Raw genomic sequence first — 22,515 nt, forward strand, 5'->3', positions numbered from 1 at the left:
TGGGTTAGCTTATCATTAAACATTCATCCCAACGCGTATCAAAATTTGCCAAATGGTCTATAATGGTGAGTCCTATTCCCGCAACTCCCTCCAGCAGTGAAATATCGCATTTCCAAGCTTCCTCCTCACCATTCCATTGCTTATAGCCGGCATACCCGTCTTTATATTTTGCCTTACTAATTCCGTCGTCTATCCAGAAAAGTGCTGTTTCCTTAAACAAGGGGTCGCCCGTATTCTTGTACATGGTATTGAATATTTGGGCGTTTCCGTAAGATCCATGGCAAACGGCGGCATCGATTACCTTAGAACTTTCAGGACTTCTTCGTTTGGCCGCATGTTTTAAGATCTGCAGTGCTTCGCTTTTCCACTTTTCATATCCTTTGATCGTTGATACCTGCCAAAGGGTTAAACCAATGCCCAGGTCTCCGTAGCACCAAGCAAGTCTGCTATTGTATTCAATGCTTTTACCTTTTTCAATAACACTTGGAAACAAGGAAACATCCTCTTGGGTTTCAACTTTAAAATTTAGAATGTAATTTATACTTCCTTCCAATAGGGGGTCAATCTTGTCGTTGAATAGTTCGAGTTTACGAACTTTGGCCAGAAAATTTAATATACTGGGTATTCCGTGAGATAGACTTAGGTTATATCCTTTGTTTGTTCTTGTATGCTGCAAATTCGATGCCCATTTAAGCATATTGTCCTCTTTTATAGCCGTAGAGATCAAATGGTCTATGAGCTCATCTATAAATTCTTTATAGCGTTTCTTTAAATCTGGTTTTTTGGTGTTCCTAAGTCTTTTTAAGAAAAAAAAACCGTAACCAATAGCCCCATGTAGAAAATCAAAATTTCCAATTTTTATGTCCGCAATCATTCTTTTGTACAGGTAATCGTCCAACCCTTCCAAAAGCTCATCATTGTCATTTTCAAAGAGATCTTCTTCCAACAAATGTTCCATCACCCAACCGGCCCCGGCAATCCCTACACAATACGTTGGGTATACATACCCGTTGTTTATTCTGCCAACGGCTTCTGTAAGCATTTCCAGACCAACATCTGCATGGGTGTTGTTATTTTTATACTTGGAATAATAGAATTTAAACAAGGCAATTCCCGAGATGCCCGATAGCACCCCTATTTGTTCATTTTTCTCGTACTTCTCCGATAAAATATGATTAATTTCCTCTAACTGTTGTTCTAAAATTTGTCTTTTTTCCATAAAAAAGCAACGCGTTTTGTCTTATTTCATTTGAACATACTGGTTCATGGAATCAAAAATAGGTTTAACAAAAAACCACCAAAGTGTCTAAACCCTGATGGTTGATTCTAAATGTTACAATTGCTTTTTTAGCAAGAGATTACAACTGAAGTCCCGGATGTGCAACCACAGGTAAATCCTTGCGTAGCCGGTGGGCATGCGCAAGTGTTGTTGCAGGTAGCAACGCAACTGGCTCCGCCGTCGCATGTCTGTCCTGCTGCACCCGTAGAGCCCGAAAACTTTCCTCCGGTGATGGAATTGGAGGTTAAGTTGGAAATGGTCCTTTTTTTAAGGGCCAGCTTTCCAGAAAACTTAGCTTTTTTCATGACGTAATAATTTATAGGGTTAAAAATATAATGTAAGAAAAATAATTATAAATATTAGGGTTTTATGTACGATTTAACAGTAACTTTAAGATATCCCTATTATTTATTGAGTAGAGCAAGCAATGAATTTTACTATCCATTGGCTTTCAATAAGAAACTATTGAAAGAAAACTCGCCCAAAGGTCTTTTGTTATTGTATCTCCCTTGTTTTAACAACAAGAAATTACAATCGATGTTCCTGAAGTACAATTGGCATTCGTAGTGTCTGTTTCACAACCAAGAGATGCCGTGGGACAATAATTAGTAGTTCCCGTTCCTCCAGTAATGGAGTTGGAAGTTAAACTCGAAATAGTCCTCTTCTTAAGAGATAACTTTCCCGAAAACTCAGCTTTTTTCATATGTGTTATTTTTTAAAAATTATGCATCTTAAATGTAGGTATTTTCTTTCATCTATTATATTATTTTAACAAAAATAACATTACTTTCCATTTTTTATTTTTTCATAACATAATAGTTATTATTCCTACATTTTTAAAACAACAACAACTTAACCCTCAACACAAAAGCTTAAACCAATTTTATTAATATCCTAGAAGGATGTGTAAACGAAAACCACCAAAACTATGCTTCGAAGATCTGGCCAAAGCAAAAATCAGTGGTGGTTTAAAATACTTAACAAAGATGCAAATCCTCTCCGAGATGATGATCATGAAAGGAATTGTTATTTAGACTCGTATTACTTGTGTAGTCCTTTGTTTTTGAGATAGTCAATCAATAGTTTGGGCCTATCGGTTTGGATGATATCAACGTTATTATTTAAATACCAATCATAAACGGTAGGATCCAAGACCGCCTTCTCATCATCATGATCCCCGCACAGTCTAGGCCAAAGCGCATTTACCCATACGCTGGTCCCGGCTTCCCTAAGCTCTTTGAAATTGGATATTTGACCTACAGTATCCGTTTTGAATACAAATTCTATGGCCACGGGCTGGTTTTCGTCCATATAGTCTGCAATGGTTTCTGCCGCTGCCGAATTTTCCAGATTAATTATTGGCATAAAGTGTACCTTGTCCAAGTATTTCCCGAATTCCTTTTCTACTTGTGTTTTTGATTTATTACCTTTTATAATTACCTCATCCTGTGTTCCTGTTTCCAAAATAATCTCGTAACACTTATCAAATATGTCATAGCTCTTATCAAGATTCACCAAAATTTTGTTTTTGGAAAGCGTTAGGGCTTCCCTAAGTGTAGGTATTTTTTGCGTGGTTGGTACTCCCAAACCATCTCTTAATCTCAATGTAAGCAATGAGTCTAGTGTCCATTCTTTTACGGTACCGGTGCCCGTTGTTGTCCGATCTATCGTTTTATCGTGCATCAGAACCAACTGCCCGTCCTTTGTTTCCTGTACATCTATTTCAATCATATCTACATTCATTTCAATACAGTTCTGAATGGCTTGTAGTGAATTTTCCGGGGCATTGCGCCAATCTCCCCTATGGGCCACTACTATTACCTCTTTGTTCTTAGCATCCTTAAGGTTCGCAATTTTTTCTGCGATTGTAGAAACAGTCGTGTTTGTGTTTAAAGGCTGGCTTCCGTTGTTGGATTCCTTTCTACAACCTATAAGTACGATAACAATTAGTAAAGCATATAAAGTTTTCATTTTCGAGATTTTTGCGATGAGCTGTTTACGAAATACTTGTTGGTGAAATTCTAATCAAAAGAGGGGATTGCTCCCCTCCCATTGATTAAAAAAAACTAACTCAAACTAACTTAAACTATTTTTAGGTCTTAACCTTTAATATCCGGGGTTTTGGGTTATAGCGGAATCCGCATCGATCTGACTTTGAGGAATTGGCAGTATCAACTTACTGTCATCTATAGTAACATTGGCTCCTGTACTTGTAAAGAACGCATTCATTACGGTTACCGCCGTTCCGTATCGTTTTAAATCGAACCAACGGTGGCCTTCCCCTATAAACTCAAAACGACGTTCTTGTCTAATGGCCGCGCGTACCTCCGCCTGGGTAGTTGCCGTAGTTGCCGCTAGGCCTGCCCTTGTGCGCACGCTGTTCAGCTGTATGATGGCCTGAGGGGTCTGTCCATTTTCATTGAGTGCTTCCGCATATTTAAGGATAACATCTGTATATCTAATAACGAAATAGTCGCTTCCACTGTCGTCGGCACCGGTAGCTGAAACTTCGTATTTTGCAGAGAAGTAAAAAGGGTTTGCTCCCGGATCAACGTCTACATAATCGACCCCTCTTGTGTCTGCAACATCATACGAGTCTATAAACGCCTGTGTTGGCAAGTTATGCCCTTTTGCATTTGCAGTGGTACCCGAAGGTCGAAATTGTGAAGCAGCCGGACTCCCTTCGAAATCTCCGTCAACATTAAAGCCACTGGCGAACTGTATCTCGAATAAAACCTCGGGATTTCCCTCGTTGGCCACTCCGAATATTTCTGCTGTGGTGGCAGCTAGTTCATAGGCATTGGAGCTTACAACCGCCTCTAAGTTAGTAAGTGCCCCTCCAAAATTACCTTGGGTCAACTGAACATCTCCCAATAGGGCTTGCGCCGCTCCTTTGGCGGGTCTGCCCGATTCTTTTTCCAAAGGCAGGTCTTGGATGGCATCTGCCAAATCCGTTTCGATCTGGGTATAAACTTGGGCTGCCGCCGTGCGTCCTTGTCCAAAGAAATCAAAAGGACTCTCGGTTTCTTCTACGACCAAGGGAACATCTCCGTAGAGCCGTACCATATTAAAATATAGTAATGCCCTAATAAACTTCATTTCGCCTATTCTATTGGTCTTAAGGGAGGCAGCTTCATATTCAATATCCACTATTCGGTTCAAGACCGTATTTGCCCTCTGAATGCCCTTGTACGATTCCCTCCAAATGTCGCCCACTAAATCATTGCCTGCGTTGGTAGAAAAATCATCCAATTGCCCAAAACGACCTCCATCATTGGCCGCAATTTCCTCGAAAGCATCCTCTCCCGAAATTTCGCCAACGCCTATAAGATCAAGACCATAAAGGCCGCCGTTCTGCAATTGCGCATAAACACCTGCTATGGCACTTTCCAACTCTTGTTCATTGGAGTAAAAGTTACTGGATGCCTTTTCCGTAATTGGTACTATATCCAGTTCATCTTCACATGAAAACACTCCAAATAAGACAAGTATTAATAGAAATTTATATGTATTGAAATTCATCTTGTTTTAATTTTTTGGTTTAAAATTTAACGTTGAGTCCTAGCGCAAAAAAACGGGTCAACGGACTTGCCGATTGTATCCAACCTCTGGTCAAGGTCTGTTGGTTGCCTGTTGTTCTGGTATCCAACGCATCAGGATTATATCCTCTAAAATCCGTACTATTAAAAATATTGTTCCCCGTTAGGTACACTCTCAGAAAATCTATTTTCAAATAATCGGTAACTGTTTCCGGCAGATTGTACCCCAATTGTAAACTTCTTAAACGGAAGTAATCTGCATCATAAATGGAAAGGCTTGAAGCTCTTGTAAGTCTCCCTGCTGAGGAAAAACTAGAAAAATCTGGCCTTCTGAAAAACCCGTCGGGGTTACGATCAGAGAAGTAGTTATCAAAATAATGTTGCGTGGGCACAAAAAAGCCTTCTCCGCTTTCCGCAAAATAAACCATACGATCCGAGACTTTTCTGCCTTCAACTCCAGTAAATTGAGCACTGAAATCGAATCCTTTGTAGTTGAGGGTAAATCCAAATCCGTAGGTAAAATCCGGGTTAAAATCGCCCTGAGTTACCCGGTCGTCGGGCGTTATGGCACCGTCGCCGTTGGCATCCCTAACTATATAATCGCCAACTTCCGTGCCGGCCAAAGGTGTAACCGTTGCACCATCTATATCTGCTTGGCTTTGGAATACTCCTTGTATATCATAAGCATAGAACTCGGCAATGCTACCGCCAACCTTGGTAAGGAAATCCATACCTCCGTTGTTGGCTATAATTTGCTCTTGACCTTCCCCCAAAGCCAGCACTTCATTCTGGTTGGTGGTAATGTTGGCATTAAACCCAAGGACAAAATCGCCAAGCTCAAAATTGTTTCCTCTAATTTCAAACTCAAAACCTGTATTTTCCAACTCCCCAATATTCTGTAGTGATTCGGTAAAGCCAGATTGTTGTGGTACAGGCACATCCAACAATAAGTCCGTAGTTTTAGAATTATAATATTCTGCCGTAAGCAATAACTTATTGTTTAAAAAGCCTAAATCTAGACCTAGGTTCAAAGCACTATTGGTTTCCCAAGACAAATCCGGATTGGGAGAGGTACTTGTAAAGGAACCCGCAACCAATTGCCCATCAACTACATAATTGTCTGGGTCTATCAACGCAATGGCACCGAAGTCACCAATCTGATTATTTCCTGTTTGCCCCCAACTTGCCCTTAGTTTGGTGAAACTTACCAAACCATCTTCGGGAAAGAAGCTTTCATTGCTAAGGGTCCATCCTGCAGAAATTGAAGCAAAATTTCCATATTTTGTATTTGCACCGAAACGCGATGAGCCGTCTCTCCTAAAAGAACCGGAAAGGGAGTATCTACCATCATAGTCGTACTGCAAACGACTAAAATAGGATTCTAACGCCCACTTACTTCTCTGGGCAATGGCCGAAGGGTTGGTAGCCCCCGCAATGTTCCTTAAATTGTCGTCCGCAAAATTATTGCTCTCTAGCTTTGTCCTAAAAAAGCTTTCTTCTTGATAACCAAAACCCAACAATACATCAACGGTGTGCTTACCAAAAGTTTTATTATAGGTTAAGAGGTTCTCCGTAATAAAGTTTTCCCTTTTTATATTGCTTTCCAACGCCTGTGTACGGTTATTTGCAATAGGTGTTCTATAGTTTCCAATGTTTGATGGAGCAAAGAATTCCGTAAAAATGGTATTATAGTCCCCGCCAAATGACGTCTTGAACTTTATACCGTCCCATGGCTCCACTTCAAAATAAGTGCTTCCGAAAACCCGTAAACGACGTTCAAAAAAATCGGTCAATGATGTTTGGGCCACGGTGTTTTCAGAAATTGGGCCATCCCAATTGTCGTTATGGTCATTTAGCTGATTGGAAATGGCAAAAGAACCATCGGAGTTGTTAATAGGATAATACGGGTTCATCAATATTATCGAAAAACTGGGATCGGGCTGTGCTTTATCACCTAACCCATAATTAGACCAACCAGCTTCTCCGGTGGGGTTGGAATTGATCAAAGAGATATTTGAGGTAATCCCGAATCGGATGCGTTCGCTGATTTGCGAATTAATTTGTATGTTATTGGTGTAGCGTTTATAATCCGAATCTATAATGATATTATCTTGGTCCAAGTATCCAAAGGAAATGGAGTAATTTGTCTTTTCCGAACCTCCACTTAGGTTTAAATAATGATTTTGTTGCGCCGCCGATCTAAACACGGCATCTGTCCAGTTTGTATTGGTCAAACCCGGTTGCCTATCCAAATAACCTTGCAAATACCCCGGAATCCTGCTGCGTTTACCTCCTCCGTTGGCGTCTCGGGTAGCATTGTCATCGGTAACGCTTCGTCCGGTACCTCCAGAAACATATCCAAAATTTCTAGCGTCGGAATCAAACAGCGCGGCATCATAAGCATCTACCAATTCAAAGTTGTCAATACGCTCCTGAAAACCATAGTAGGTATCATATGTTACCTTTAAGCTGCCTTGTTTTCCTTTTTTGGTCGTTATCAGAATAACGCCATTGGATGCCCTAGACCCGTAGATTGCCGCAGAAGCCGCATCCTTTAAAATGTTAATGGATTCGATATCCTGATTACTTATGGAGCTAAAGGAAGAGCCTTCGGAAAGGGGATTGCCATCTATTACAATTAGGGGATTGGTGCCCGCAGTTAACGTACTTAGTCCGCGTATCTGAATTACTGAATTCTCGCCTGGGTTTTTTCCGTTTCCTACAATCTGCACACCCGCAACATTACCGGAAAGGGCTTGTTCAAAATTGGCCGAGGAAAAATTGTTCAATGCTTTATTCTCTATCTTGGAAACCGCACCGTTGAACTTTTCCTTTGTAGTGGTACCGTAGCCTATAACGACTATTTCATCCAATTCGGAAGCATCTGGTTTTAGTTGAACATTGATCTGGGTTTGATCTCCGACCACAATTTCTTGGGTTGTAAAACCAATGTACGTAATCAATAAAATTGCATTTTGATCTGAAACGTTTATCGAGAAATTACCATCAAAATCGGATTGTGTTCCGTTCGTGGTACCCTTCTCTACGATATTGGCTCCTGGTAGAGGCTGCCCGGTTTCATCCGCTATGGTTCCGCTTACCGTGCGCTGCTGTGCTTCTGTTGAGCTAGCCTCCTCCAACGGAACCGATGGGGCCCTGCCTGTTCGCCGAACCAGGTATACCCTTCTGTCGTTTAGATTAAATGTAGTATTTGTGTTCTTAAAGATTCGCTCTAAGACTTCCGCAAGCTTTTCTTTTTTAGCATTTAGAGATACAATACGTTTTAAGTCTACGTCCTCTATCTTGTAAACAAACTGAAATTCCGTACTACTCTCTATTTCATCGATCAATTGCCCTACGGGTACATTGTTTAGATTCAATGTAATCTTTGTACGTTGTCCATAGGTTTCATTGGCATGCATTGTAAATAAAGTTGCCAAAATGAACAATGTACAAAGCTTCATTTTTAGATCGTATTTAAATAAGGGATAAGGGCTTCTTGTAAGGTTAAGAAGTTTTTTCATACTTTTATAGTGTTAATTGTGGTTAATCTTTTTTAGTTTGATCACTTGATCCAATCGGGAAATGGTCGCACATTTTCCGATTTTTTTATGCCTTTTTAATGCAATAAATCATTTAGTGATTTTATCCGATGATTATTTCCTACTTGGTTTTTACTTCATTGGCATTAAATTTTTTATGTTGTTTGTAGTTAGAGTAATTTTTGATCTTCATTTAAGAATTATATTGTCGTCCTCCATAATCTCATAATCAATATCGTAATTTATCTTTAGCTCTTCCAGTACATTTTCAATGGGTTCGTCCCCAAAATTGGCATTGAACTCTTTTTTGGACAGTACTTCGTTGTAGTTAGAAATGGTAACATTGTAGTGTCTCTCCAGTTTTTTGAGGATGTTTTCAAAAGTCATGTTCCTAAACACAAGTTCGCCATTGATCCAAGAAGTATAAATACTTGTTATCACTTTATTTGTAATGATATGGTTCTTTTCTTTGTTAAAGCTTCCTTTGAACCCAGGTTTCAAAAGGGTATTCTTTTCTGTATCATATCCTTCTGTTTCTGTGTATAGGCTTACGGACCCTTCAACGAGTACAACTTCGGTGGTTTCATCTTCTGGATAGGCAGAAACATTAAATTGTGTGCCCAATACACGAACATTTAATTTATTGGCATTTACTATAAAAGGGTGTTCGGGATCTTTGGCAACATCCAAGAACGCTTCCCCGGTAATAAACACCTGCCTTTTAAATCCTTTTATAAACTGTACAGGATATTTAATGGAAGATCCTGCATTAAGATGGGCTATTGTACCATCTGACAATTGCAGCTTAAATGTTTTTCCGTTGGGTACGGCAAGGGTATTGTAAGCAAGTTCTTTTTTGATGTTGGTATCAACATATTTTAGGCTTTTTCCATCTTGCTTTCCAACTACTTTACCCTCTGCGTTAAGTACTTCAACTTTTCCATCTTCCTTAATGACTTTTATATCTCCATTTTCTAGCTCTAATGTAATGGCATTTGCAGGTATTGGATTAGAGATAGCCGTTGTTGTGTTTTGCAAATGGAAATATGCTGTGGATACCAGACCAATAAATACTGCAGCTACGGTGGCAATTTTCCAATTGGCGAATTTTTTCTTTTTAGCGTTACGGGTCTTGGCGTTGATTGCTGTCCACAAAGATTCTTTTAAAGCGTTTTTATCTGCCTTGTTTTTAAAATTAACTTCGTGATTCCCTGAGTTAAGTTCTTTTTTAAACTTTTCTAAAACTTCCAATTCCTCATTGGATATGGATCCATTAAGATATTTATCCAACAAATTTCTAAACTCTTGCTCTTGCATATTGATGACTCTATACTACTATGAACCAAAAAGCTGGGGCAACTCACACAGCTTTTTTAAAATTAACATTTCTTTAACAGTTATGGGCAAAGCACGAAATTCGTCAGATTCTTAGTAAAGGGCAAGAAAAATTACAGTAAAGTAGCGAAGATAATGAGGGATGTCAGCGAAGATTGGGTAAGCGTTAGATTTTCCCGAATAGACTTCAGGGCAATTGACATTTGGTTTTCCACGGATCGTTTTGATATACCCAGGCGCGAGGCTATTTCCTCATTGCTTATAGCCTCCATACGGCTTAGTCTAAAAATTTGTTGACATCTTGGTGGCAATCCCGTTAGGGACTTTTCGATAACAAATTGGGTTTGATCTAGGTTGTGCTGATTTTCAACATTGGATTTTGAAATCAGTTCCAACGATTCTATAACTTGAAGCTGGGCGGCACTGAATTTATTGTCTCTTAAATACTTGAAACACCCATAATTTACAGATTTGTAAACATAGGCTTCAAAATTCCTGATTTCCAGATCCTCTCGTTTTTGCCATAAACTCACCCAAATATCCTGAACGATATCTTTGGCAATACCGTTGTCCATAACAATTGCTTTAGCCTTGACAAACATAGGCTCCCAAAACAAATCGAACAGCTTGCGAAAAGCTTTTTGATTTCCGTTTTTGAATTCCTCCAAAAGCAATTTGTTGCTATTTGATTTTGTTGCTGACATATCAATTTAGACACTTATAGAAACAGATTCTACATGCTAAATGTATAAAAAAATGTCAATACTAATGAAAGAATGATACATTTCATAACCAATTCATAAGAATAAATTAATCATTCTCTTACGAAACTTTAAGCCCAAAATTTGACTTAAGAGCAATACAAATGTGTTTGGGAATCCCTTGTTATGTTGAATCATCATTCCCTTAAAAGTTGAGAATTGGCACACCTAGGGTATGGCAAAACATCTCCAAAAACGGCTGTCATTTATTTCGCCCCTTAATTTCTAACATTAAAAAAACAGTTAAGGGTTAGATAAGTACTTCGTATGGTAAAACTGCTTAATTTCTTTAAAGCGTAGGTTTATGGAACAAGTGAGACTTTCAAAGGGTTATTAATTTTCTTGGCAAACAGGTTTAAATAATCCTCCCAATCCTGCATATTTTTAAATTGTCCGCTTTCTTTCCATCCAAACCCTGCAAAATAGATCGCCTTGCTCCCTTTTACCTTTAAATGGGCATAGGCGTTGCTAAGGTCCTTTTCTTGAACGTCGTGTTTTTCGTATCCCAAAAAACAATCGGCAGAAGCAACGATTGCCGTCCCTAGCTCAGAACCATCGTGGGGTTGCCAATAGCTGATCCATGCTCCGTTCTCATTTGCGGTAACTTGCCCATCTTTTTTATTTAGGGTAAGGCCGGCCGAAATTTTATCCGTACCCTCAATGGAAATTTCAAATCTTGAAAGGTTGCTACCATAATCAAGGCTAATTACTTTAGATTCCTCAATTAAGGTTCCGCCTGCATCCCAAGCGCCTATTTCTAGATAAAAACTGGTCCGGATTGGGCCGGTTGCAATGGTTCTCCATTTCGTGTAGTTTTTTGAAAAATAATACGCGCTATCTTTCTTAATGGCTATACCCCCCACTCCACGACTGACACCCACATGAAAATTATCTAACCCCTCCCCGGTATCCTCATGGTAAGTACCGTTGGTTTCCGTTTCCTTTTTATACCATTTGTCAATGATAGGGTAATCTACTTTTTTTAACCAGGCGTCCACGCCACTTGTTAGGGTGCCTCCCGGAATACCATCCTCGGCCATTTTCTGTGCTGCCGGACCAAACATTCGGAAAGCCACTCTGTTATTTTCCCATGCATAATCGTCCGTACGTTCTGGTACAAAGCGAGCGTAGCAGAAAGTTTCCGATTTTGGCCTTTCATCCTTCGAAATTTCAACTATTTCGAACTTTTTTATGGATTTTGCCTTTATTTCGGTTTGGAATAAAAGCAAATCCATTATTTCGTCCCCATCTTCGTCCACCAGTTGTGTGACCAATAGTTTGTTTGAAGCCAAATCTTTAATTCCAATATGTGTCAGACTATCGATCTTCAAAAAATCTGAGGTCAATTCCATCGTCTCAAAAGATCGGTCTTCGTCCAATGTATTTTCAACAACAATTATCCTTGCTGTTTTTCCGGGAGAACAAGATGCTAGTATGAAAAATCCAATAAGACAGCTAAGAAAGTGTTGAAGTTTCATTAAAAAAAATTAATTTTCGTTGGATGGCTTTCCAATCGTGGCAAGAATACCTCCATCAACATAAAGGATATGCCCGTTTACAAAATTACTGGCCTCTGAAGCCAAAAAAATGGCTGCACCGGCCAAATCGTTTGGGTCGCCCCATTTAGCGGCGGGGGTCCTGTTCACAATGAAATCATTAAATGGATGCCCCTCTATTCGTATAGGAGCAGTTTGTGCGGTAGCAAAGTAACCCGGGCCTATTCCGTTAATTTGAATATTGTGTTTTGCCCATTCCGTGGCCATGTTCCTAGTTAACATTTTAAGCCCACCTTTTGCCGCTGAATACGCCCCTACGGTGTTTCTGCCTAGCTCACTCATCATAGAGCAAATGTTGATAATCTTACCTTGTTTTCTGGCAATCATGCCCTTTACCACATGTTTGGATACAATGAACGGGCTAATAAGATCTACATCAATGACTTCCTTAAAATCGGCAACGTCCATTTCCTCGAGAGCAGTTCTCTTAATGATTCCTGCGTTGTTTACAAGGATATCGATAGGTGCTATTTCTGCCTGAATTTTTTTTATGGCGTCCTTTACCGCTGCTTCATCGGCAACGTTAAACTTGTATCCTTTAGCACTGATTCCGAGAGATTCGTAATATGCTACCGCATCATCAATTTTCTTCTGTGAAGAATTTCCATTAATGACAAGGGTGGCACCAGCTTTACCAAGACCTTCGGCCATTGCCATTCCCAGTCCATGAGTGCTTCCTGTAACCAACGCAACCTTTCCTGTTAAATCAAATAATGATAGTCCCATAGGTGTTATCTCAAAGCTGTTATTTTTGCTACATCCATATCATTATAGTCCAAATTCTCACCAGCCATTCCCCAAATAAAAGTGTAGCTTGAGGTGCCCGATCCACAGTGTATGGACCAAGGTGGGGAAATAACCGCTTCGTGGTTTTGCATCCAGATATGACGTGTTTCTTGAGGTTGTCCCATAAAATGACATACACTTTGGCCTTCGGGTACATCCAAGTAAAAATAGACTTCCATTCTTCTGTCGTGCACATGGGCGGGCATAGTATTCCAAACACTTCCTGTTTTGAGCTCGGTCATCCCCATCTGTAGTTGGCAAGAGGTTACAATACCACCTATAATCATCTGGCTTACGGTACGTTGATTTGCCGTTTCCAAGGATCCTAACTCCAATTTGTTTGCTTCCCCCAAGCTTACTTTTTTAGTAGTATAGGGGGTGTGTGCCGGAGTTGAATTTAAATAAAACTTGGCCGGATTTTTAGGGTTATCACTTTTAAAGACGATTTCTTCGTTTCCCATTCCTATATACAGGGCATCCTTATGCCCCAAAACATGAGTGGTACCGTCTACATCTACGCAACCGCTTTCCCCTACATTGATAATTCCCAATTCCCTGCGCTGTAAAAAGAAGTCTGCCTTAAGGGGATCTATGGCTTCCAGTTTTAGGGGTTCCGTTGGCACCGCGGTGCCAGCTATGTACCGGTCGTAGTGGGTATAGGTAAGGTTGATTTTTCCTGTCTGCATCAAATTGTCGATTAAAAACTCTTCCCTAAGTTTATTCGTGTTATATTTTTTCACAGCTTCCGGACTGGAAGCGTAACGTGTTTCCCATGATGTTTCCATAATTGTAAAGATATATTTGAACAAAAGTAATAAAAAATACAATCGATTGTATTTTTTGTATATTTATACCAGAATTTTAGTTAAGTAGTTAACCTTTATGCAAAACAACAATATAACCATTCATGATCTGGCAAAGGCCCTAAATATTGACGCATCTACTGTCTCTAGAGCGTTGAACAATAGCCCAAGAGTGGCCCGGAAGACAAAAAACAAGATTTTGGACAAAGCCTACGAATTGGGTTATCAACGTAATGTATTGGCTTCGAATCTTCGAAAAAACAGTACCAAAACTATCGGTGTAATCGTGCCGCGAATTTCACGTCATTTCTTTTCTTCAGCAATAGCGGGTATCGAAGAAACAGCATTTGAAGCCGGATATAACGTAATGATCTGTCAATCTTTGGAAACACTTGAAAGAGAGCGCAATCTAATAGACACTATGGTTGCCAATAGAGTGGCTGGTGTATTGCTTTCCGTATCCATGGAAACAACAAACTATGATCATCTACAAGGATTGAAAAAAAATAACACTCCGACTCTTTTTTTTGACCGGCATTGTGATATCCCCGGAAACAGTAATGTGCTGATTGATGATTTTAAAGGCGGATTTGATGCCACCAAACACCTCATTTCCAACGGATGCAAGAATATTGTTCATTTCACCGGGCCCCAGGAGCTAAAAATATATCAAAATCGACTAAATGGGTATCGGGCAGCATTAGAAAAATACAAGATCCCTTATAACCCAGAATTGGTGTTCACTTCTCGACTTATGGAGGAAGATGGAATTGAAAATGCAAAAAGGATAATGTCGCTTAACACAAAAATAGATGGGATTTTTGCCGCCAACGACGTATCGGCAATAGGAGCTATGAAACATTTGAAAAGTGCCGGTGTAAAAATCCCCGAAGACATTGCTATTGTAGGTTTTAGCAACGAACCTATTTCGGAAGTCATAGAACCTTCATTGACCACAATAGATCAATCTGGTCATAAAATAGGGAGCTTGGCAACCGAACTTTTACTCCAACGGATAAAAAATAAATCAGGTTCAATGTCGCCCAAAACACATGTGTTAAAAACTTCATTGATAGTACGCAATTCATCAAAACATATAGCACCTTAAAACAAGTAGTACCATGAATTTATCGAAAATTATTTTTGCAATAGCATTGGTCGGAATGTTTTATTCCTGCAAGGAAAACAAAGCGACCGAGAAAATGGACGCCGGGAAAAGAACGGCACTTACGCCAATGGGGCATGCAGAAGAACAACTGACATTACTGCTTAAGGAGGCCGAAAAAGCCAATCGTATTCCAAGAACCATAGATGTTGATGGTAACGTGCATTGGACAAAGGAAGGCTTTGACTGGACCGAAGGATTTTTTCCCGGAAGCCTTTGGTATTTATTTGAATACACAGAAGATGAAAAATGGCGCCTTGCCGCCGAAAGATTTCAAACCCTATTTGAAGACCATAAAAATTATACGAGCTATCACGATCTGGGGTTTGTTTTCAATTGCTCCTATGGAAATGGATACCGATTGACCAAGAATGAAGCGTTCAAAGATATTATGATAACAGCCGGAGACTCATTAATGACCCGCTTTGATCCAACCGTAGGGTGTATCAAAAGTTGGGACGTTGACAAGGGCTGGCAGTCCGAAAGAAATTGGAGGTTTCCGGTAATCATTGATAATATGATGAATTTGGAGATGCTATTTGAACTTTCCGAACTTACAGGGAATCAAAAATATAAAGAAACGGCTATCCTACATGCCAACACCACCCTTAGGAACCATTTTAGGGAAGATAATAGCTCTTACCACGTGGTAGACTACGACCCCAATACCGGAAAGGTTAGAAGCAAACAAACAGCACAAGGTTTTGCCGATGAAAGTTCTTGGGCACGTGGCCAGGCATGGGGGCTTTATGGCTACACAGTTTGTTATCGGTACACCAAGGACCAAAAGTATTTGGAACAGGCGCAAAAAATAGCCGATTACATGATACATTTTAAAGATACTCCCAACGATGGTATTCCGTATTGGGACTACAATGCCGACAAGATTCCAAACGAACCTAGGGATGTTTCCGCCGCCGCCATTACAGTTTCGGCTTTGATTGAATTGGATGGATATTCGGCGGTTGCGTATCGTTCAGCAGTCGACAAGATTTTATCTTCGCTCGCTTCGGACCAATACACCGCGAAAATTGGAGAGAACAAAAATTTCATCTTAAAACATAGTGTGGGAAGCATTCCGCACGGAGCCGAAATCGATGTGCCGTTGAATTATGCAGATTATTATTATTTGGAGGCGCTAATGAAATACCAAAAAGCCTATTCAAAGCCTAATTGATCTATTTCTTGGAAGTTATATTACCAAGCCCAAGAACATTTTGGTCTTCACGGAGTGCCAAGTAGGTTTAAGATTCTTCGCTCCTTGTGTTTTTAATGGTCTATTGTACCCTTCTTTTTTCTTCGTCGGCACTATTGCCCTTGTATTTTTGTCTTTTTTTATTTCCTCCAAAATCTTTTGTGTATGTCAATGTCACAATTCTCGATTCGGGGAAATAAGTTTCCAGAGTACTGATAAAAGGTTGTGTTGTATTGGTTATAATTTTCCAATTGTTCGAGGCAAATACATTGGCAAAGGACAATTTTAGCGCTCCGTGTTTTTTCCCAAACCGATGTTGAACACCAATATTGACGGCACCCCTTGCTCCGAACGTACTAATTCCGAATAAGGTTGGGGATTGGTAATACCCACTTACCTCCAGTTTTGTATTTTCACTCAATGAAAACTGTTGTGAGGTGGTTGCCCTAAAATTCCCCTTGCTTCTTTTAAAATTGGCCTCATCAAATCTGGTTTCCAAAGTCTCATATAAATAGGTAAGGTTATTTTCTGCCTGCCACCATTGGGTAATTTGAAACGGTATGCCCAAAGAGGCACTTACTATATTTCTTAAATCCAAATTTTCTGCTTTAAATATGTATTGCTGTCCGTTTGTGGACAGCCTTGGTTGAAACTCTGCAATGGCATCTTTTTCGTTCTGGTATTCAAAGGATATATAATTTCCAAGCCAACCCCATTCCACACTATATTTATTGACGAACGCAGGCTGTAGATTAGCATTTCCGGAATATAGGGCATCTGGGCCCAAAAAGATCACAAAAGGAGCCAGATGGTTAAATGTAGGGCGATTGATACGTTTGCCATAATTGATTTTAATGCGATGCGCCTCATTGATTTGATAGGTTAGTGCTGCGCTCGGAAAAAGATTGCCATACCTTCCATTGGTAGGATTTGCTTCTTCTCCCCGATACAGCGTATTCTCGGTATTTTCATAACGCAGACCGGTCGTTAGACTTGTTTTTTCACCAAAATGAAACTGAAGCGAGGAGTATACCGCATTAATTTTTTCACTCATTTGGGTAGAATTGGATAGGTCGTTATCCGGTATAGCCACATCACCCACTGTATTGGTTACTAAGATGTCGTTCTGAAAATTAGAAGAGGTAGTTTTGAAACCAACTTCGGCCCGTATGCTCTTGGAAAATTTGCCCTGGTAATCCAAACTGTAAACATTGAAAGTGATTGGGGTCGTCTTTTGGATATCGACAAAATTGGCTTCCCCTTGTCCGTTAATTTTATAATTGCTCGGGTTATCATCGTTATAATACAGGTGGTCGTAATTAAAGGCCAATTGATGCAACTCCCCATAGGAATGTACAATATGAAAGTTGCCCGAACTATGTTTCCAATGGTTTACTTCGTTTGTTTCAATAGCGAGCATTTCTATCTGGTCTGTATTGATGTCCCTGATGACCATATCCGCAGCCACCATTTCCCATTTGCTGCTATAGCCGCTAAAAACCCCGCCTATTTCCGTATTCTTCAGTAGGGCGTAATCTATTCCGAAGGTATAATTATGTGATATAATAACCGGCTTTCTAAAACTATTGGTCCGTACCGTTTTCTGGCTCATGGGAGCATCGAACTCACCTTCTAACCCCCATTCTTCTGGCGAACGGTTTCTACTAAAAGAATAGCTTCCAAACAATCCCACTTTGCCATATTGATAATGAAAACTGGAAGACCCTCCTGTTTTTTCACCTCGTCCGTAGCCTGCGTTCAAGGATACCGTACCTCCCTGTAAATTGCTGTTTTTGGATTTGGTTATAATATTGATCATTCCACCAGAACCCGCAGCTTCATATTTAGCAGGAGGGTTATTAAAAACCTCCAACTTTTGGGTATCGGAGGTTGGCATACTCTTTAATAGGCTTATCAAAGCCTGCCCATCTACACGACTGGGCTTTCCGTCAACCATAATGGCAATCTGCCCCTTTCCGTTTAAGGATAATGTTCCGTTCTGCTGATTCACAGAAACTCCGGCCATATTGCCCAAAAGATCTAGAACCGAACCTCCAGCGCTAGCAATGTTTTGTTCCACATTTATGACAAGACTATTGGCTCTTCTCTCCTGAAGTTTTTTTCTGCCTACCAATTCAACCTCATCCAATTCAATAGAGGTACTGGACAATTGTAAGATTCCAAAATCTAAAGGACCGTCTTGGTGGGTAAACTTTTTAACGAAGTCTGTATAGCCGATAGCTTCAATTTTTAAAGCATAGGAGCCATATGTAAGATTTTCCATTGTAAATCTGCCGTCAAAATCTGTAACGGCACCAAACACAAAGGTGTTTGCTTTGTAAATCATTACATGAACCAGCGGCACCGGATTATTGAGACTATCATTTACTTGGCCCTTTACTATATTGTTTTGTGCCCATCCAAACAAATGGCAACAGAACACACAGGTTATCAGCACTATTCTTTTCATACTTTTTAAGGGTTTATTCATCCGCATTCCGCATTGATAAAAAGTGCCCATATACTATAGAGAAAGCAATGGGCACTAACACTAATCTAGAAACACTAGTTGTTGAAATGCGGTTTAATACGATTGTAAATTGATAGTAAAGGTGCAATTGAAGGTGACGATACCCTGATCGAAATTTGCTAGATTAATTTCGCCCTCCAAAGAAACAGTACCTTCCATCCCTTCAAACTCAAAGGTTGTGTTTATAACATTGTTTTCCGTTGGAATAAAGACAGTATCCAAATTGAGTTCTTCATCTGGAGGTCGTAACGTTTGCAGCACTTGGTTTTCGGCCTGGATGGTCCCACGTCCGTCAATATTGATAGAAGTTATCACTCTAGAAGAAATGGTACCATCACCGAAGGCCACATTATTGACCACACAATCTTGAAGCGTTCCGATAATCTTTCCTGTATGCGGGTCAATAAGATCCATTAAAAAACAATCGGGCTCTAAAGTTTCCCCTGTCTTTGCATGTACAATGGTCTTTGATTGGCCAATCGCTGTTCCCCTACCAATTACCTCTAAATAAACTTGTTTCGGTCCGGGTACTCTTCCTGTGTTGTCATCGCTATCACAGCCAAAAACGAGGAAGGAAAACGCCGTTAAAAAAATAATCTTGACACTTTTCATGATGTTGATATTTAATGCTTGATGAATTGATATTCTTATTGATCTATTTGGAGTATTGCAGCTGATAAAAAAACCGAACTATGGTTTCAGGGATATTAATATGTCTATTGCTATTCTCTTTCATTTGAGGCCATTCTTTAAAATAGGGATTGGGAAAAGGGTACCCGCCTCTCACTATTTTCAAAAGCGAAATCCTTTTCCCCTTTTCTTTTGAAAAGTAGTCGTGCCGGAAAGCCATGGAATTGTCCTTTTCAATAATATTGGCAGGAGAGGGCCACAGTATTTTCTCGGTACCCCCAAAGAGTTTTAACCAATAACGTAAAGTCTCATCTGTTGACATTACTTCAATGTCCGCAGAACCGTCCGCCGGGGTAACTTTTCCGCCATCATACGGGTTTGTTACATCTGTGATGTCATTGATTAACAGAAGGGAAATAGGGTTATCACCGGAGGTAAGAGGGTCATCTGCTTTTACAGGTAGATTTGCTCCAACCACCGCAAAACCTTTGAATGAATTTGGGATAGACTTGGCCAATTTGTAACACATTTGTCCTCCATCGAAATAGCCGATTGCAAACACATTTTTACGGTCAATACCGTACCTTCTTTCCATCCTTTGAACGATGGATTTAATAAAAAGGACATCGTTAAGACTTTTCTTTTCGTTTTTTTCAACAGCAGTCTCTCTTCTACTATGGTTCCAAAAACTTTTGTGTGCTTCAGGGTATACAATGATGGAGCTTGCATTTTTATCGGCCAATCTGTTGAATTCATAGTCTGTAACCTTTTGCATAAATTTTGTTGTCATGGCACCACCATGTAAAACAACAATTAGTCTCGGGTTTTCAGCAGGGTATAGTGGAACATGATATTCGAAAGTTCTCCAAATACCCGCTACCATCATAGAATCTAAAACTGTATTTTTTTCATAGCCGCCTTGGGCCTTTACACTTGCCGTACAAAGTGTAAAAAATGTTATTATATAAATGATTCTAGAAGTTGGCTCCGTTAATATTCTTAATGGAGAGGTCAAATGAGAAGTTATTGTTTCCAAAATCTTTGGTTTAAAAATTTATGCGGCAAAAGTATGTGCAGCAAAAAACTTAAACCAAAAAAAAGGCTTGACCTATGTTAGGAATTCATTTTGCCCCTTATCCTACTAAGGCTTTCGGGGTGTATTCCTAAATATTTTGCAATTTTATTAACTGGAATGTGCGAAATATATTCGGAACGGCTTTGGAACATTTCGAGATATCTCTCTTCCGCAGTTTTGGTTAAAAGATCTTTTTCCCTATCCGATTTTCTAATATAACCTTGTTCCGTGGCAATTCTTCCAAATTTGTTCGCTTCTAAAGAAATCTCATAAGCGCTCATCAAATCCTTGCGCTTTATTATTTCCATTTCGCAGTCCATTAAAGCGGTGATCTGTACGTCCGTGGGAAGTTGGTTCAAAAAAGAAGTGTAACCACAAAACAATTCTCTTTCAAAAAAAAAGTCAATGACTTTTTCGGTCATATAACTTTTAATCTTCATTTCAACAATACCTTTATTCATAAAATAGAGCGTATCTTCTACTTGTCCGTAAGTTGTTATGGAAGTTCCTTTCTCAACATGAATTTTTTTTACGGGAAAGGGAAGTTTAACTGGGGTTAACGAAGTACTTAAAACATGGTTATAGAATTCTACGAACAACATTTTGTATGGGTATTAAAATGTGGCCACTAAAATACTGTTTTGTTCGCTAGCTTTTTCCTTCTCTTGAAAACAACTATTAAACTTACTTCACCCATTTGCTTTGTTGTTTGGTGTGTTCGTTTTTATAGACACAACATATAGGCAGTAAGTGCTTCTTTTTCTTTTTTATCCAGTTTTAGCTCCAATACTAGATTAAAAAATTCTACGGTATCATCCAAAGTGGGTAATCTGTCGTCATGTAAATATGGAGGCGAATCTTTTATTCCTCTTAGAGGGAATGTTTTAATGGGTCCTTGGGGTCTTCCTTTATAAAAGCGCTCTACTTTTAAATCATGCATATAGTCATCTACAAATGCCGGTCCACCATGACAAGAAACACATTTTGCTTTCCCTCTAAACAATTGTTCTCCAAATAATTCTTGTTTTGTGGATTTTTCAGGAATTAGATTTCCCATCGCATCTAATTTTGGCGCCGGAGGAAAATCGAGCATGGCGTTGAAGTCGCCCATTCTATTTGCAACGGATTTTTGATGTGCTCTTGGTCCTATGTGTTGCATCATCCCCGGATCTCCATCAAAATATTCTTCAATTTCTGCAAAGTGATCCATACTTCTAATTGACCTTTTTGATGCTAACTGCATAAGGTTATAATTACCTCTCATTGATGGCGTGCCCACTCTAAGTCGCGCCAAATGGGGCCTACTATCTGGCGCTAATTCAAATGCGCCATTTGTATGACCATTTACATGACAGGAGAAGCACGAAACCCCTGCACTGGGTTCTTTTGTTACTCTATGGGTAGTTTGATTGAACCAAGTGGTTGCCGTTGGTCTCAATAATTCTTTTAGTCCTTCCATTTGCTCCGGTGTGAGCAATCCATTGAAGATTTCATAATAATTGGCCAAGGTAATTTCCTTCCCATCGGTTACATCGCCAAGTTCTTTATGGGTGGTTAAGAACATTGGTGGGGGAAATTCGGGTAAATATTCGTCCGGATAATCATGGTCTACGTCAATCCTAATATGTTCGGGGTGTGTTTTGTTCCAGCTATCGGGAAAAACCATATGTGCCGTTGAAGCCAGAGGGTGTGCTAAAGGTTTAAACGGAAATAGATCCTTTTCCTTAATTTCTTCCGCAGATAATTTGGCCAACTCTTCAAATGATTTAATCCCTTCTGGCAATCTGGATACAGGACCTTGCATTATTGGTTTTCTACCTCCGGACATAAACTTTCCTTCAAAGGAGTTCATGGTAAAATTATACCGGGAATTCATGTAGGCTTTAATGTCCAACATCAATTCAGGTTTTTGTTTTTCATGAAACTCAACCCATTTCTCCCATTCCATTGGTAGGTTCGGATCCATAAACGAAGACTTCCCTTTTCCGCCATAATTCCATAAATCAAAGGGTGTTCTTTCTCCTTTTTTAATGTCGGGAAAAGGCAGTAAAGAATCTATATGACCAGCCCCCAAACCATAGTCGGGCTCTATATAGTTTTCAATTACTGCTCCTGGGGATTGAAGCAAATGCAACTTGTTCTTTACTATTTGAAAGCTAAAAAGCAATAAGCAACCAATTAGTAAAACGTATCCTAATCGTTTTTTCATGTCTTTTGATATTTAATCTGATGTATAGATCAATGTCGGGAAAATGCCCTTAATTTGCAATCTAAGGACCTAAATGAAGTTTACATATGACTTTTGTCAGTCTTATAAAA

18 protein-coding genes are annotated in these 22,515 nt (G+C 39.6%); 2 read left to right on the forward strand and 16 right to left on the reverse strand.

Features of this window, described 5'->3' with window-relative positions:
* Nucleotides 1–4: 4 nt before the first annotated feature.
* The 11 genes from ACEQ81_RS02640 to kduI all read right to left on the reverse strand — a co-directional run bounded on the left by ACEQ81_RS02640 (nt 5) and on the right by kduI (nt 13,583).
* Nucleotides 5–1,219 (reverse strand): lanthionine synthetase C family protein, encoded by a 1,215-nt coding sequence (locus tag ACEQ81_RS02640; RefSeq protein ID WP_411029293.1) that lies wholly within the window; start codon nt 1,217–1,219, stop codon nt 5–7.
* 128 nt (nt 1,220–1,347) lie between these two features.
* Nucleotides 1,348–1,584, reverse strand: a complete 237-nt coding sequence (locus tag ACEQ81_RS02645) for a class I lanthipeptide (protein WP_411029294.1) — start codon at nt 1,582–1,584, stop codon at nt 1,348–1,350.
* Between the two features lie 209 nt (nt 1,585–1,793).
* A complete protein-coding gene (locus ACEQ81_RS02650; protein WP_411029295.1) occupies nt 1,794–1,982 on the reverse strand; it encodes a class I lanthipeptide in 189 nt (62 codons plus the stop codon).
* Nucleotides 1,983–2,320: 338 nt separating this feature from the next.
* Entirely contained in the window at nt 2,321–3,250 is a 930-nt protein-coding gene (locus ACEQ81_RS02655) for a glycerophosphodiester phosphodiesterase family protein (RefSeq protein ID WP_411029296.1), read from the reverse strand.
* A gap of 135 nt (nt 3,251–3,385) precedes the next feature.
* Complete coding sequence (locus tag ACEQ81_RS02660) at nt 3,386–4,801, reverse strand: RagB/SusD family nutrient uptake outer membrane protein (protein WP_411029297.1); 1,416 nt, start codon at nt 4,799–4,801, stop codon at nt 3,386–3,388.
* A gap of 19 nt (nt 4,802–4,820) precedes the next feature.
* Nucleotides 4,821–8,342, reverse strand: coding sequence for a TonB-dependent receptor (locus ACEQ81_RS02665; RefSeq protein WP_411029298.1), 3,522 nt, complete (start codon nt 8,340–8,342; stop codon nt 4,821–4,823).
* 207 nt (nt 8,343–8,549) lie between these two features.
* Complete coding sequence (locus tag ACEQ81_RS02670; protein ID WP_411029299.1) at nt 8,550–9,677, reverse strand: FecR family protein; 1,128 nt, start codon at nt 9,675–9,677, stop codon at nt 8,550–8,552.
* A gap of 131 nt (nt 9,678–9,808) precedes the next feature.
* Nucleotides 9,809–10,399 carry an RNA polymerase sigma-70 factor gene (locus ACEQ81_RS02675; protein WP_411029300.1) on the reverse strand — a complete coding sequence of 197 codons (591 nt, stop codon included), beginning with the start codon at nt 10,397–10,399 and terminating at the stop codon, nt 9,809–9,811.
* 359 nt (nt 10,400–10,758) lie between these two features.
* Nucleotides 10,759–11,934: a DUF4861 family protein gene (locus ACEQ81_RS02680; protein WP_411029301.1), complete on the reverse strand. Its 1,176-nt coding sequence runs from the start codon at nt 11,932–11,934 to the stop codon at nt 10,759–10,761.
* 9 nt (nt 11,935–11,943) lie between these two features.
* Nucleotides 11,944–12,738 (reverse strand): gluconate 5-dehydrogenase, encoded by a 795-nt coding sequence (locus ACEQ81_RS02685; RefSeq protein ID WP_411029302.1) that lies wholly within the window; start codon nt 12,736–12,738, stop codon nt 11,944–11,946.
* Nucleotides 12,739–12,743: 5 nt separating this feature from the next.
* Complete coding sequence (kduI, locus tag ACEQ81_RS02690; protein ID WP_411029303.1) at nt 12,744–13,583, reverse strand: 5-dehydro-4-deoxy-D-glucuronate isomerase; 840 nt, start codon at nt 13,581–13,583, stop codon at nt 12,744–12,746.
* Nucleotides 13,584–13,680: 97 nt separating this feature from the next.
* On the opposite strand from kduI, the gene ACEQ81_RS02695 reads away from it, so the two are divergent.
* Both ACEQ81_RS02695 and ACEQ81_RS02700 read left to right on the forward strand, forming a co-directional pair.
* Complete coding sequence (locus tag ACEQ81_RS02695) at nt 13,681–14,709, forward strand: LacI family DNA-binding transcriptional regulator (protein ID WP_411029304.1); 1,029 nt, start codon at nt 13,681–13,683, stop codon at nt 14,707–14,709.
* A gap of 13 nt (nt 14,710–14,722) precedes the next feature.
* Nucleotides 14,723–15,943: a glycoside hydrolase family 88 protein gene (locus tag ACEQ81_RS02700; protein ID WP_411029305.1), complete on the forward strand. Its 1,221-nt coding sequence runs from the start codon at nt 14,723–14,725 to the stop codon at nt 15,941–15,943.
* A gap of 100 nt (nt 15,944–16,043) precedes the next feature.
* On the opposite strand, the gene ACEQ81_RS02705 is transcribed toward ACEQ81_RS02700, so the two are convergent.
* From ACEQ81_RS02705 to ACEQ81_RS02725, 5 genes are all read right to left on the reverse strand, one after another.
* Complete coding sequence (locus tag ACEQ81_RS02705; RefSeq protein ID WP_411029306.1) at nt 16,044–18,431, reverse strand: TonB-dependent receptor domain-containing protein; 2,388 nt, start codon at nt 18,429–18,431, stop codon at nt 16,044–16,046.
* 114 nt (nt 18,432–18,545) lie between these two features.
* The gene (locus ACEQ81_RS02710; RefSeq protein ID WP_411029307.1) at nt 18,546–19,103 is read right to left on the reverse strand and encodes a hypothetical protein; all 558 of its coding nucleotides are present in this window, start codon (nt 19,101–19,103) and stop codon (nt 18,546–18,548) included.
* Nucleotides 19,104–19,146: 43 nt separating this feature from the next.
* Nucleotides 19,147–20,157, reverse strand: coding sequence for an alpha/beta hydrolase family esterase (locus ACEQ81_RS02715; protein WP_411029308.1), 1,011 nt, complete (start codon nt 20,155–20,157; stop codon nt 19,147–19,149).
* Nucleotides 20,158–20,234: 77 nt separating this feature from the next.
* Nucleotides 20,235–20,798: a Crp/Fnr family transcriptional regulator gene (locus ACEQ81_RS02720; protein ID WP_411029309.1), complete on the reverse strand. Its 564-nt coding sequence runs from the start codon at nt 20,796–20,798 to the stop codon at nt 20,235–20,237.
* Nucleotides 20,799–20,920: 122 nt separating this feature from the next.
* Nucleotides 20,921–22,405: a cytochrome C gene (locus ACEQ81_RS02725; RefSeq protein WP_411029310.1), complete on the reverse strand. Its 1,485-nt coding sequence runs from the start codon at nt 22,403–22,405 to the stop codon at nt 20,921–20,923.
* Between the last annotated feature and the right edge of the window lie 110 nt (nt 22,406–22,515).

This window comes from Spongiimicrobium sp. 3-5, from assembly GCF_046557915.1.
In the GTDB taxonomy this organism is placed as follows: domain Bacteria; phylum Bacteroidota; class Bacteroidia; order Flavobacteriales; family Flavobacteriaceae; genus JBHEBG01.

Excerpts from the sequence above, each read along its gene's own strand:
- ACEQ81_RS02640 (WP_411029293.1), bottom strand. The coding sequence starts at position 1,219 with ATGGAAAAAAGACAAATTTTAGAACAACAGTTAGAGGAAATTAATCAT.
- ACEQ81_RS02645 (WP_411029294.1), bottom strand. The coding sequence starts at position 1,584 with ATGAAAAAAGCTAAGTTTTCTGGAAAGCTGGCCCTTAAAAAAAGGACC.
- ACEQ81_RS02650 (WP_411029295.1), bottom strand. The coding sequence starts at position 1,982 with ATGAAAAAAGCTGAGTTTTCGGGAAAGTTATCTCTTAAGAAGAGGACT.
- ACEQ81_RS02655 (WP_411029296.1), bottom strand. The coding sequence starts at position 3,250 with ATGAAAACTTTATATGCTTTACTAATTGTTATCGTACTTATAGGTTGT.
- ACEQ81_RS02660 (WP_411029297.1), bottom strand. The coding sequence starts at position 4,801 with ATGAATTTCAATACATATAAATTTCTATTAATACTTGTCTTATTTGGA.
- ACEQ81_RS02665 (WP_411029298.1), bottom strand. The coding sequence starts at position 8,342 with ATGAAAAAACTTCTTAACCTTACAAGAAGCCCTTATCCCTTATTTAAA.
- ACEQ81_RS02670 (WP_411029299.1), bottom strand. The coding sequence starts at position 9,677 with ATGCAAGAGCAAGAGTTTAGAAATTTGTTGGATAAATATCTTAATGGA.
- ACEQ81_RS02675 (WP_411029300.1), bottom strand. The coding sequence starts at position 10,399 with ATGTCAGCAACAAAATCAAATAGCAACAAATTGCTTTTGGAGGAATTC.
- ACEQ81_RS02680 (WP_411029301.1), bottom strand. The coding sequence starts at position 11,934 with ATGAAACTTCAACACTTTCTTAGCTGTCTTATTGGATTTTTCATACTA.
- ACEQ81_RS02685 (WP_411029302.1), bottom strand. The coding sequence starts at position 12,738 with ATGGGACTATCATTATTTGATTTAACAGGAAAGGTTGCGTTGGTTACA.
- kduI (WP_411029303.1), bottom strand. The coding sequence starts at position 13,583 with ATGGAAACATCATGGGAAACACGTTACGCTTCCAGTCCGGAAGCTGTG.
- ACEQ81_RS02695 (WP_411029304.1), top strand. The coding sequence starts at position 13,681 with ATGCAAAACAACAATATAACCATTCATGATCTGGCAAAGGCCCTAAAT.
- ACEQ81_RS02700 (WP_411029305.1), top strand. The coding sequence starts at position 14,723 with ATGAATTTATCGAAAATTATTTTTGCAATAGCATTGGTCGGAATGTTT.
- ACEQ81_RS02705 (WP_411029306.1), bottom strand. The coding sequence starts at position 18,431 with ATGAAAAGAATAGTGCTGATAACCTGTGTGTTCTGTTGCCATTTGTTT.
- ACEQ81_RS02710 (WP_411029307.1), bottom strand. The coding sequence starts at position 19,103 with ATGAAAAGTGTCAAGATTATTTTTTTAACGGCGTTTTCCTTCCTCGTT.
- ACEQ81_RS02720 (WP_411029309.1), bottom strand. The coding sequence starts at position 20,798 with ATGTTGTTCGTAGAATTCTATAACCATGTTTTAAGTACTTCGTTAACC.
- ACEQ81_RS02725 (WP_411029310.1), bottom strand. The coding sequence starts at position 22,405 with ATGAAAAAACGATTAGGATACGTTTTACTAATTGGTTGCTTATTGCTT.